Raw genomic sequence first — 11,439 nt, 5'->3', positions numbered from 1 at the left:
AGCCTCTCACGACCCGCGGACGTCCAGCTCCCGGGTGATCCGGCGCGAGGCCGCCTTCGCCTCCGTCGCCGGGTCACCCCCGTCGAGGACCTTCGACATGTACTTCTTGATCGGGTTGTCCGCCTCCACGGCGGCCCACCTCGGCGAGTTCGGCGTCGCCCGGCCACGGGCGGCGCCCTCGGCCATCGCGGCGACCCCTTCCTCGTCCGAGACGAGCGGGGCCAGAGTCGTCTTGTTCGGCACGTAGTTCATGGTCCGGGCCAGGTCCTTCTGCCACTTCTTGCTCACGAGAGCCTCGATCACCGCGACCGCGCTCTTGCGGTCGTCGGTCTTCCCGCGCACGACGAGGTCGGATCCGCCGGTGAAGACGGCGCCCGGCTTCGCCGCCGTCTTGCCCGGGACCGGGAAGAAGCCGAGCTTCCCCTTCAGTTCGGGGTTCTTCTCCTCGATGGCCCGCGCCGTCCCCGGCACGGCGACGATCTGCGCCACGTCGCCCTTGGCGAACACCCCGGCCTGCGGCGGATGCTCCTCGTCGGCGTCCCGGGGTCCCTCGCCCAGCGCCTGCAGCTCCTGGTAGAACTCCATGCCGCGCAGCGCGTCGGGCGTGTGCAGGCTGCCCTCCCACACGCCTCGCGACCCCTTGGCCTCCGTGGCGAGATCGCCGCCCTCGTCCCAGATGAACCCGGCCAGGGTGTACCAGTCCTGGCCCGCCAGGTAGATCCCCTGGTCGGTGCCGGCGTCGAGCCGCTGGGTATCGGCGATCCACTGCGCGCGCGTCTTCGGCGGCTGCTCGATCCCGGCCCGCTCGAAAAGGTCCTTGTTGTAGATGACCACGCGGTTGGCGGCGTACCAAGGAATGCCGTACTGGCTGCCGTTGTACCGGCCCGGCTCTGCGAGGCCCGGCAGCCAGTCCTTCATGCCGAGGTCGCGCGCGGACTCCAGGGTGAGGTCGTAGAGCCCGCCCTCGTCGACGTACTGGGCGACCTGCGTATTGCCGACCTCGATGACGTCGGGCCCGTTCTCGTCCTTGAGCGCGGCCTTGACCTTGCCGCCGATGCCGGTCCACTCCTGGAGGCGTATCCGCAGGTCGATGCCGCTGTTCTGCTTCTCGAAGTCCGTCGTGAAGCGCTTGATGAACTCCGACGACGCGCTGCCCCGCATGAGCCACACGGTGACGGTCCGCTTCTCCTCCCCCGCGCCCGGCAGGACACCGCAGCCGGGAAGCAGCGCGGTGGCGGCGAGGGTGAGGGTCAAGGACATGGCGACACGGCGGCGCGGTTTCACGTGGGTCACTTTCTTCCTGCGGACAGGGAGGGTCGGCCCGACGTGGGGGATGAGCTCTCAGCTCGAACGGGTATGGCTGGAGTTTGGTCTGTACCAATGAGTCGGTCAAGGGGGAACCGGCACCGGATTCGTAGATTCCGGTGCCGGTCCCTGATGAGGGATCCGGCGAGGATTCAGCTGCCGGGGACGGTGTCCTTGAACGTGACACCTTCGCTGCGGGCGGCGCTGACCTGCTCCTTTACCTCGTCCGGGGTGAGTACCTGGTCCTTGACGTGCAGGACGTAGTCGACCTGTTGGTCGTAGGCGCGCGGAGTCGAGCTCGACTGCCCCGCCAGGTCGATGAGCCACTGGTTGAAGTTGATGGACATGGGCCGCTCCGGCAGGTACTTGGCGTCGTGCGTGGCGAACAGCTGCCCGTCGACGTAGTACTTGATGGCGCTGTCGTCGATGGTGAACACCACGTCGTGCCAGCCCGCATAGCTCTTCCGCACCTCGGTGTGCCGGCTGACCGCCTCCCACGGCTCCGGATTGAAGGTCTCCCAGGACGTGGTGTAGAGGATGTTGCCCGCCTCGCCCCAGCCGCCGTTGGGCAGATATTCGAAGTCGTACTCGGAGTAGTCGTCCGCCATCGGGGCCTTGAGGTCGTTGATGGCGAAGAACGCCTGCACGAGGTGGTCGCCGTCGGGGCCCGACCGGGGTGCGTCGGCGTACTTCACGCGGGCCGCGTAGGTGCCGTTCCTGAACTTGACCGACTTGGTGAGGATCTCGGTCTGCTCCGTCGACCCGCCCGTGCCCGCGGTCGACGTCTCCAGGTTCATGACGGAGTTGCCGTCGGCGGCGGGGAAGGTGACGTTCTCGGGCACCCAGGAGGCACCGGGGACGCCGGGGCCGCCCGCGTTGGAGCGGATGCTCCAGCCGTGCTCGGAGATCTTCGGGTCGTCGTGGCCGCTGTAGTCGAAGTCGTCGAAGAGCACGGGGGCGGCGACGGTCGCCGAGCCACCGCCGTCGGCGACGGCGTCGGGCGCGGCGGACGCGGGCAGTGCGGCAAGTCCGGCGACGCCGAGCCCCGCGGCCGCCGCGGCCGCGACAGCCGTACGCAACCGGAACGTCATGCTGGAGCGGTGTCGATTCATCGACCTGATTCCTTTCGGAATGCCGGGAGCGCTCGCCGCTCCCGGCGTGGGGGGGGGGAGGTGCGGTACAACGACACTTCGCGGCTTTACCAATTGGTAAAGTGACCACTCGCGAGAACAGAAGGTGGCATAGACCAATGGGGGCGTCAAGTCCCCTTGCTCAACGGGGCGTTGAGCCCTGTCGAAGACTCAGAGAGGGCGAGCTCATCCATGGACCAGCAGGGCACACCCACACCCGGCGGCGTACGCAAGCGCGAGCGCGTACGCGAGGTCCTGCTGGATCTGATCGAGTCCCGCCGCCCCGGCGACGCGATCCCCTCCGAGCGGCAGCTCTGCACCGAACTGGGTGTCTCCCGGCCGACGTTGCGCGCCGCCGTCGACACGCTGGTGGCCTCGGGGCTCCTTGTGCGCGAGCACGGCCGGGGCATGTTCGTGGCCCGCGCCAAGGTCACTCAGGAGCTGACCCCGGGCAGCCGTCCGCTCACCGTCCCGCGGGCCGGGGGCGCCTGGTCGAGCCGCGTCCTGGAGTTCAGCACGGTCCGGGCCGGGGCGCGGGTCGGCCGCAAGCTGCGGATCTCCCCCGCCGCCGAGCTCGTGCACGTGGTGCGGCTGCGCCTGGTCGACGGTGAGCCCATCGCCCTGGAGCGGCTGCACATTCCGGCGGCCCTCGCCCCGGGGCTCACGCCCGCGCAGGTGGAGTCCGGCTTCTACACCCATCTTCGCGAGGTCCGCCGCATCCGCCCCGCGCACGCCGCGCAGTCCATCGAACCCACGGTCCTGACGGAGGACGAGGCGGCGCTGCTCGGCGTGCCCGTGCTCTCCCCGGCCCTGCTCATCGACCGGATCACCACGGATACCGAGGACCGTCCCGTCGAGTACGTGCGCTCCCTCTACCGCGGCGACCGCTACCGCATCGTCTCGCGGCTCGAACTGGACGGTGCCGCCGAGCACCCCGCGCCCACCGCCTCGCGCACCGCCGCGTGGTGGGGCACGGTGGAGTGACGTCACCTCACAGTTGTCAGGTCACCACACGGCGGAGAGGAACAACCTCATGACCGACCACACCTATCGGGTCACCGAGATCGTCGGCACCTCGCACGAGGGCGTCGACGACGCCATCCGCAACGGCATCGCCCGCGCCTCGCAGACGCTGCGTTCGCTGGACTGGTTCGAGGTCACCCAGGTGCGCGGCCACATCGAGAACGGCGAGATCGAGCACTACCAGGTGGGCCTGAAGGTCGGCTTCCGCCTGGAGGACGGCGACAGCGCCTGACTCCACCGGCGAGCGCTCACGTCCGCCCCTCACGCTCCTGAGCGTCCTTCAGCGCGGCGGACGTGCTCGCCCAGCGCGCCCGTACGACCGTGAAGCCCGCCCGCTCGGCCTCGTCGCACACCAGCTCGTCGTCGTCCACCAGCATCCGGACCTCGCGCGACCTGGAGATCTTCCGCAGGATCTCCAGCTTGGTATGCCGGGCGGGCCGCCGGTCGTCGTTGCGGCGCATCCAGATCCGCCCCTCGGGAAGTCCGTTCGCCGCGAGCCACGCCACGGTGTCCTTACGGCACCGCTCGGGCCTGCCCGTGAGATAGACGACCTCGCAGTCCGTCGCACTCTCCCGAGCCAGCGCCACGCCCTGTTCCAGGGGCGGATCGTGCGGAGCAGCCGCGAAGAACGCGGCCCAGTCGCGCGGCCCCCGCTCCAGGAAGCGCTGCCGATGCGCGGTGTCCGCGAGAGTGCCGTCCAGGTCGAATACGGCCAGTGGCCTGCTGTCGTCCGTCACGCGCCCAGCGTAGGCACCTCCCGTGGGGACTCCGCCACCGGCGGGATCCGGCGGTGGACGTCCTCGATCAGGTTCCGCATGGCCATGCGGAAGATCTCGGCCTGGTGGTCACCGAGGAAAGAGGTGTGTCCGAACACCTCCAGGACGACGAGGCCGTGCAGGTGTCCCCACCCGCTCATCAGGAGAGCTGTCGCGGGGGGCGGCAGATGTCCCAGACCGTAGTGCGGCAGCTGTGCCAGGTATGCCCGCAGTGAGGGCGAGAGAACGGGGGCGTCGGCAGCGGCGAGCTGGGCCTCGGTGAACCCGTCGAACAGCTCGCGCTCGAAGATCGCGCTCATCCGTCGCGACGCCTGGGTGGTCGGCCCGTCGACCGGGGCCGAGTAGTCCCGCAGCGGCGTTCCGTACAGGAGCTGGAAGTGCTCGGGGTGGGCGATGGCCCAGCGACGGTAGCCCTCGGCCGCGACCACCAGACGCGGCAGGTCCGGGTCGTCCGCCGCGGTGTCGACGGCAGCCTGCACGGCGGCGGCCTGGTCGTCGTACGCCTTGGTGACGAGCGCCGTGACGAGGGCGTCCCGGCTCGGAAAGTAGTGGTAGAGCGCCTGCACGGTCATTCCGAGGTCGCGGGCGACCGCTCGCAGGGACAGAGCCGCGGGTCCGTGTTCGGTGATGTGGCGCTCGGCGGCGTCCAGGATCTCCTGGGTGGCCGCAGCACGGCGTCGCTGGCGCAAGGTGGGCGTGGCCATGGCGAGTTCCTCTGCGGGCTTGCGGGGACCGTACGCCGGTCACTCCTGTGGGCCACCCCGAGTTATGGGGTGTGAAGAAAATCTAACACTGCCAAATTCTCCGCCGTCTCACTAACGTCGCTCCCGCCGGCCCCCACGCCCCCCACTGGTCAACTCCGGCCGTTCAGCGACGTTTTCACGGTATGGACATCAAAGGAGAAAGTGCGTGTTTGAACGCATAGCCGAACTGGCGATTCGCCGGTCCCGGCTGATACTCATCGCCACCGCGGTGGCTGTGGCCCTCATGGGTGTCCTGGGCGCCGGCGCGTTCGGCAAGTTGCTGGGAGGCGGCTACGACGACCCGGCGTCCCAGTCCACCCGGGCCGGGAAGGTCATCGAGGAGAAGTTCGGCGGGGAGACGAACCTCGTCCTGCTTGTCCGCAGCGACGAAGGCCGCGTCGACACCCCGGCCGCCCGGCAGAGCGGCCGTGCCCTGGTGGCCGACCTCAAGAAGGAACAGAACCTCGAGAACCTGATCTCGTACTGGGACACGGCGAGCCCCGAACTCCGCTCCAAGGACGGCCGCGAGGCCATGGTGCTCGCCCATGTGAAGGGGCAGGGCACGGAGCGCGACGAGAACGCCAAGAGCGTCATCGACGCCTACACCGGACCGTACGAAGGCGCGCTCACCGTCCAGGCCGGTGGTGGCAGCGCCGTCACCAGCGAGATGGGCACACAGTCCGGCGAGGATCTCCTGCTGGCCGAGGGCATCGCCGTACCGCTGACCCTCCTGCTGCTCCTGCTCGTCTTCGGCAGCGTCGTCGCGGCCCTGCTGCCGCTGGTGATCGGCGTCATCGCCATCGCGGGCACGTTCGCGGAACTCTTCGTCCTCGGCAGCGTCACCGACGTCTCCGTCTTCGCGATCAACCTGACCACGGCTCTGGGCCTCGGCCTCGGCATCGACTACGCCCTGCTCATGGTCAGCCGATTCCGTGAGCAGCTCGCGGCAGGGGCGACCGTGGAGGACGCCGTCCGGCGGACGGTGAGCACCGCGGGCCGTACGGTCGCGTTCTCCGCCGCGACGGTGGCGGCAGCGCTCGGGGCGCTCCTGGTGTTCCCGCAGTACTTCCTGCGCTCGTTCGGCTATGCGGGCATCGGTGTCGTCGTCATCGCGGCCGTCAGCACCCTGTTCGTCATGCCGGCCCTGTTCGTCGCCCTGGGGACCAGGATCAACAGCGGTCGGCTGCCGTGGGCGAACCGTGGGCGCTCCACCACCCGGACACCCCTGTGGGGACGCCTTGCCGCCACCGTCATGCGGCGGCCCGCGCTCACCGCGCTGCCCGTGCTCGCGGTCCTGCTCCTCGCGGCGAGCCCCCTCCTCGGCATCACGTTCGGCACACCGGACGAACGCGTACTGCCCGAGAGCGCCGAGAGCCGCCACGTCTCGTCCGTGCTGCGGGAGAAGTTCAACGGCAGCGACGACGCCGCTCTCCACGTCGTCATCGACACATCGGTGAGCAAGGCTCCACTGGAGTCGTACGCCGGTGAACTGTCCGGCCTCGAAGGCGTGATCCGCGTCGAGACCGGCGCGGGGACCTACACCGACGGACGGTCCACGGCGTCCGACCCCGGCAACAGAGCACTCGCCCGCCCCCAGGCGCAGCAGATCAACGTGGTGAGCGGCTTGTCACCGAAGTCGGACGAGGCCCAGAGCCTGGTCAAGGAGGTGCGGGCGGTCGCCCCGCCTGCCGGGACCCAGCCCCTGGTGGGCGGAGTCGACGCCGAACTGGTCGACTCCAAGGACTCCATCGCCGACCGGCTCCCCCTCGCCGTGGCCCTGGTCGCCCTCACCACCTTCCTCCTGCTCTTCCTGTTCACCGGCAGCGTCGTACAGCCGCTGCGTGCGCTGCTCCTCAACATGATCAGCCTGGGGGCGACCCTCGGCGTCATGACCTGGATCTTCCAGGACGGCAACCTCTCCTCCCTGCTCGGCTTCACGGCCCAGCCCATGGAGGTGTCCATGACGGTGCTGATGTTCTGCATCGCCTTCGGCCTCTCGATGGACTACGAGGTGTTCGTCACCAGCCGGATCAAGGAACTCCACGACCTGGGCGAGGACAACGAGTCCGCCGTGACCAACGGCCTCGGGCACACCGGCCGCATCGTCACCGCGGCGGCCTGCCTGCTCGCGGTCAGCTTCTTCGCCTTCGGAACGGCCAAGCTGAGCTTCATGCAGATGTTCGGCCTGGGCAGCGGCCTCGCGATCCTGATCGACGCCGTCGCGGTACGCGGCATCCTCGTACCCGCCGCGATGCGTCTGCTGGGCCGCTCGGCCTGGTACGCGCCCGGCTTCCTGCGCAAGGTCCACGGGCGGTTCGGCCTCAGCGAAGGCGGTCCCGCGTCCGAAGCCGCGCCGGAGCCCGCGCCGGAGAGGCGGGCACGGTCGTTGCAGTGATCAGTTGGCGGTTCCGGGAGGCCGGGAGAGCATGAGGAGACTGTGGGGCTCCACAGAGACCTCACTGTCCGCCTTGTGCTCCACCTCGTCGGCGACACCTCGGGGTTCCGAGGTGTCGATCCGCGTCGTCCAGCGTTCGCCGTACGCGGCGTCCGGCAGGTCGAAGACGACCGGCTCCCGATGGCTGTTCAACAGGAGCAGGAACGAGTCGTCCACCACGGCCCCTCCGTGGGCGTCGGGTTCCGCGATGGCGTCGCCGTTGAGGAAGACGCCGACGGCGTGCGCGTCGGGCCGCTGCCAGTCCGCGTCCGTCATCTCGCGCGCGTCGGGTCGCAGCCACACCAGGTCGGGCAGCGGTTGACTCTCATGTGTCGCGGTGTCACCCAGGAAGAAGCGGCGTCTTCGCAACACGGGGTGCGCTGACCGGAGTTCGATGGCACGGCGGGTGAAGGCGACCAACTCCCGCTGCTCGTCGGTGAGTTCCCAGTTGATCCAGGAGATCTCACTGTCCTGGCAGTAGGCGTTGTTGTTGCCTTGCTGGGTGCGGCCGAGCTCATCGCCGTGGGCGAGCATCGGGATGCCTTGCGAGAACATGAGGGTGGCCAGGAAGTTGCGCTGCTGGCGTGCGCGGAGCTCGAGAATTCCCTCGTCGGCGGTGGGCCCTTCGACTCCGCAGTTCCATGAGCGGTTCGCGTTCTCACCGTCCTGGTTGTCCTCACCGTTGGCCTCGTTGTGCTTGTCGTTGTACGAGACCAGGTCACGCAGGGTGAATCCGTCGTGCGCGGTGACGAAGTTGACGCTGGCGCGCGGGCGTCGGCGGTCGTGCTGATAGAGGTCGGACGAGCCGGTGAGGCGGGAGGCGAATTCGGCGAGCGTGTGATCGGCGCCGCGCCAGAAGTCCCGTACGGAATCGCGGTACTTGCCGTTCCACTCCGACCAGAGAGGCGGGAAGTTGCCGACCTGGTATCCCCCGTCACCGACGTCCCACGGCTCGGCGATGAGCTTGACGCGGCTGACCACCGGGTCCTGCTGGACCAGGTCGAAGAAGGCCGAAAGGCGGTCGACGTCGTGGAACTGCCGTGCCAGCGTGGCCGCCAGATCGAAGCGGAACCCGTCGACGTGCATCTCGGTGACCCAGTACCGCAGCGAGTCCATGACCAGCTGCAGGACGTTGGGGTGACGCATCAGCAGACTGTTGCCGGTTCCCGTGGTGTCGAAGTAGTGCGCCGGGTCGCCTTCCGCAAGGCGGTAGTACGAGGCGTTGTCGATACCCCGGAAGGCGAGCGTGGGGCCGTTCTCGTTGCCCTCCGCCGTGTGGTTGTAGACCACGTCGAGGATCACTTCGAGCCCGGCCTTGTGGAGCGCCTTGACCATCGACTTGAACTCGGTGACCTGTTCGCCGCGGGAGCCGCGTGCCGCGTAGGCGTTGTGCGGGGCGAAGAAGCCGATGGAGGTGTAGCCCCAGTAGTTGGACAGACCGCGATCACGCAGGAATCCGTCCTGTACGTACTGGTGGACCGGCATCAGTTCGACCGCCGTCACTCCCAGGGACGTGAGGTGGTCGATGACCGCCTCGGTCGCGAGGCCCGCGTACGTGCCCCGCAGTTCGGCGGGGACCCCGGGGTGCGTGCGGGTCAGGCCGCGCACATGCGCCTCGTACACCACCGTCTCGGCGTACGACCGCCGCGGCGGCCTGTCGTCCTCCCAGGCGAAGAAGGGGTCGGTGACCACCGAGAGCGGGGTGTGCCCGGCGCTGTCGGCCGGTTCGGGCCCCTGCTCCGCGCGCTCGAAGAGAGCCGCGTCGTTGTCCATCTGCCCCTCGACGGCCTTGGCATAGGGGTCGAGGAGCAGCTTGGCGGGGTTGCACCGGTGACCTGCGGCAGGGTCCCAGGGGCCGTGCACCCGGTAGCCGTAGCGCTGGCCCGGGCCGACCCCGGGCAGGTAGCAGTGCCAGACGAAGCCGTCGACTTCGGAGAGCGTCACACGCCGGTGCGTGCCGTCGTCATCGACGAGCACGAGGTCGACGCTCTCGGCCACCTCGCTGAACAGGGCGAAGTTGGTTCCTTCACCGTCGGATGTGGCGCCCAGGGGGAAAGGGGCGCCGGTCCAGGTGCGCACGCGACTGCCTCTCTGCGGACGGACGGGGCTTACGGGGCCTGGTGGGGCCTGGCAGAGCGGTCACACGGGCGCTGGGGCGGCCGCGCCGGCCAGGGGGTGCGCCTCGACCGGGTCCGTGCGGACGGGGACGAGCACGGGGACCTCCCGGGGCTCCTCACGCGGCGCCTCCAGCGCCTCACGCAGGCTGGGTGTGGGCGTCCCGGGGACCAGCCGGGCGGGTTCGGCCGACCGGACGCGGCGCGAGAACCAGATGATCTTGCCGTTCGTCGCCGGGCAACTGCCCCAGCCGTCGCTCAGGGCGGCGATCTGCGCCAGGCAGCCCTGCGGCCCGTAGTGCCGCTGCGGCAGGTCGGGGTTGTTGTCCGACACCGCGGTGATGAGGTGCTGTCCGTTCCACCACATCTCCACGACGGCCCCCTTGTCCGCTCCGTGCTCCTCGATCGCGTGGAGCAGCACTCCGGAGCAGTGACCGACGGGTTCGACGAGAACCCCAAGACCCCAGTGCCGCAGATGCGCGGCCAGAATGCGCCTGATCTGCTCGATCCTCTCCGAGCTGACCTCCACGTCGAGGTGGTAGTAGCAAGGGATCACGGATTTCATCGCTCCTGGCTCCTTTCGGTGAGGCTCCCGCTCCTCCTCGGTCTTGCCGGCCGAGCCCCGAACACGGAACGTGAGCATTGATCACTTCTGGGTCAGTCTCAGCGTGCGAGCACTACTCCATTTGCGCAACAGGAACCCCTGGCGCCTCGGTGGTTGAACTCCCAACAGGACGCTGGGTGCTCGCACGTGCACCATGAGTCATATGGCTTGATCTTCGCGACAAAGCTTGATCTTCGTGACACAGAACGAGGGTGACCAGCATGGTGCTGCTGCCTGCCAAGGCCGATGTCGCACGGCAGCTGTGCGACTACCGGGCGTGGGAGCGGTTGCTGCTCGCCCGTCCCGCCGACCGTGCCGTGCGGGTGCGCTTCGAGGAAACCGCGTACACCCTGTGCGCGCTGATGGGCGAGGGCAAAGCACGGGTCGCCGCCGACGCGGCCGAGCTCTACCTGCGCCCACGCACCACGCGCCGACCGCCGACGCCCCCGGGCTCTTGGGGTCGGTGACGGCACACGGCTCCCGCGAGAGCAGCCCGCACGCGAGCCCGCACGCGAACTCGGTGGAGGAGAGAGACCGATGACGTCAGCTCCGGGGACGACCTCCGTCCCCACCACCGTCGCCATGCCCGTCCTGGACGTCCAGCCGGTCGTCGATCGCGGCCGCCGCCCGGCGAAGGCCATTTCCGGCGAGACGTTCCAGATCACGGCCACCGTCTTCGGTGAGGGCTCGCTGGCGGTCGGCGCCAATGTCGTCCTGCGCGATCCGCGGGGGCGTCCCGGGCCGTGGACGCCGATGCGCGAGCTGGCGCCCGGCAGCGATCGCTGGGGCGCGGACGTCACCCCCGACGTCGAGGGGCGGTGGACGTACAGCGTGGAGGCCTGGGCGGACCCCGTGCGGGGCTGGCGGCACTCCGCCGAGATCAAGGTTCCGGCTGATGTCGACGCCGGGCTGATGCTCGAAGAGGGCGCGCTGCTGTACGAGCGAGCGGCACGCGGAGCCCCTCAGGGAGCAGAGCAGCAGGTGCTGTTCGCCGCCGCGAACGCGTTGCAGGACGAGCTGCGGTCCCCGGTCGAACGTCTGGAGGCCGCGCTGACTCCACAGGTGGACGCGGTTCTCGCGCGATATCCCCTGCGGGAGCGGATCTCGCCCTCCCCAGCATTTCCGCTGCTCGTGGAGCGGCAGCGGGCGCTGTTCGGGTCCTGGTACGAGTTCTTCCCGCGCTCGGAGGGCGCCGTCGTGAGCCAGGGCGAGCCCCCGCGGCCGGGGACGTTTCGCACCGCTTCACAGCGGCTTTCGGCCATCGCGGCGATGGGCTTCGACGTCGTCTACCTCCCGCCCATCCACCCCAT

The 11,439-nt window shown here is 69.3% G+C and carries 10 protein-coding genes and 1 pseudogene; 5 read left to right on the top strand and 6 right to left on the bottom strand.

The genetic code is table 11. The features are described from left to right. Window positions 1-6: 6 nt before the first annotated feature. Together ACZ5CR_RS38985 and ACZ5CR_RS38980 are read right to left on the bottom strand one after the other, a co-directional pair. Window positions 7-1,260, bottom strand: a complete 1,254-nt coding sequence (locus tag ACZ5CR_RS38985; RefSeq protein ID WP_468866747.1) for an extracellular solute-binding protein — start codon at window positions 1,258-1,260, stop codon at window positions 7-9. 197 nt (window positions 1,261-1,457) lie between these two features. Beyond that, window positions 1,458-2,261: pseudogene (locus ACZ5CR_RS38980) on the bottom strand (glycoside hydrolase family 16 protein); the annotation flags it as partial. A gap of 366 nt (window positions 2,262-2,627) precedes the next feature. Here ACZ5CR_RS38980 and ACZ5CR_RS38975 point away from each other — a divergent pair. After that, entirely contained in the window at window positions 2,628-3,419 is a 792-nt protein-coding gene (locus ACZ5CR_RS38975) for a GntR family transcriptional regulator (RefSeq protein ID WP_468866745.1), read from the top strand. 49 nt (window positions 3,420-3,468) lie between these two features. Continuing rightward, window positions 3,469-3,690 (top strand): dodecin, encoded by a 222-nt coding sequence (locus ACZ5CR_RS38970; protein ID WP_468866743.1) that lies wholly within the window; start codon window positions 3,469-3,471, stop codon window positions 3,688-3,690. A 16-nt stretch (window positions 3,691-3,706) separates the two neighbouring features. On the opposite strand, the gene ACZ5CR_RS38965 is transcribed toward ACZ5CR_RS38970, so the two are convergent. Beyond that, window positions 3,707-4,195, bottom strand: coding sequence for a phosphatase domain-containing protein (locus tag ACZ5CR_RS38965; protein ID WP_468866741.1), 489 nt, complete (start codon window positions 4,193-4,195; stop codon window positions 3,707-3,709). Beyond that, window positions 4,192-4,938, bottom strand: a complete 747-nt coding sequence (locus tag ACZ5CR_RS38960) for a TetR/AcrR family transcriptional regulator (protein WP_468866739.1) — start codon at window positions 4,936-4,938, stop codon at window positions 4,192-4,194. The genes ACZ5CR_RS38965 and ACZ5CR_RS38960 overlap by 4 nt, the downstream gene beginning before the upstream one ends. A 205-nt stretch (window positions 4,939-5,143) precedes the next feature. Here ACZ5CR_RS38960 and ACZ5CR_RS38955 point away from each other — a divergent pair, with 205 nt between their 5' ends. Further along, window positions 5,144-7,372: an MMPL family transporter gene (locus tag ACZ5CR_RS38955; RefSeq protein WP_468866737.1), complete on the top strand. Its 2,229-nt coding sequence runs from the start codon at window positions 5,144-5,146 to the stop codon at window positions 7,370-7,372. Here ACZ5CR_RS38955 and glgX read toward each other — a convergent pair whose 3' ends face one another. Both glgX and ACZ5CR_RS38945 read right to left on the bottom strand, forming a co-directional pair. Next, on the bottom strand, window positions 7,373-9,490 hold the full coding sequence (gene glgX / locus ACZ5CR_RS38950; RefSeq protein ID WP_468866734.1) for a glycogen debranching protein GlgX: 2,118 nt from the start codon (window positions 9,488-9,490) through the stop codon (window positions 7,373-7,375). A 60-nt stretch (window positions 9,491-9,550) separates the two neighbouring features. Next, window positions 9,551-10,090, bottom strand: a complete 540-nt coding sequence (locus tag ACZ5CR_RS38945) for a pep a2 (protein WP_468866732.1) — start codon at window positions 10,088-10,090, stop codon at window positions 9,551-9,553. Between the two features lie 260 nt (window positions 10,091-10,350). On the opposite strand from ACZ5CR_RS38945, the gene ACZ5CR_RS38940 reads away from it, so the two are divergent. Next, window positions 10,351-10,596, top strand: a complete 246-nt coding sequence (locus ACZ5CR_RS38940) for a DUF5133 domain-containing protein (protein WP_468866729.1) — start codon at window positions 10,351-10,353, stop codon at window positions 10,594-10,596. Window positions 10,597-10,666: 70 nt separating this feature from the next. Next, window positions 10,667-11,439: maltotransferase domain-containing protein (locus ACZ5CR_RS38935; RefSeq protein ID WP_468866727.1), on the top strand; the 773-nt coding region annotated here is incomplete at its 3' end.

It is taken from the genome of Streptomyces sp. NPDC031274 (assembly GCF_055570235.1).
Note: the sequence above shows the minus strand (reverse complement) of the source record. Positions and strands in the feature narration are given on the sequence as shown.

What these genes read in the sequence shown, in the direction of transcription:
- ACZ5CR_RS38985 (WP_468866747.1), bottom strand. Translation starts at nt 1,260, where the DNA reads ATGTCCTTGACCCTCACCCTCGCCGCCACCGCGCTGCTTCCCGGCTGC.
- ACZ5CR_RS38975 (WP_468866745.1), top strand. Translation starts at nt 2,628, where the DNA reads ATGGACCAGCAGGGCACACCCACACCCGGCGGCGTACGCAAGCGCGAG.
- ACZ5CR_RS38970 (WP_468866743.1), top strand. Translation starts at nt 3,469, where the DNA reads ATGACCGACCACACCTATCGGGTCACCGAGATCGTCGGCACCTCGCAC.
- ACZ5CR_RS38960 (WP_468866739.1), bottom strand. Translation starts at nt 4,938, where the DNA reads ATGGCCACGCCCACCTTGCGCCAGCGACGCCGTGCTGCGGCCACCCAG.
- ACZ5CR_RS38945 (WP_468866732.1), bottom strand. Translation starts at nt 10,090, where the DNA reads ATGAAATCCGTGATCCCTTGCTACTACCACCTCGACGTGGAGGTCAGC.
- ACZ5CR_RS38940 (WP_468866729.1), top strand. Translation starts at nt 10,351, where the DNA reads ATGGTGCTGCTGCCTGCCAAGGCCGATGTCGCACGGCAGCTGTGCGAC.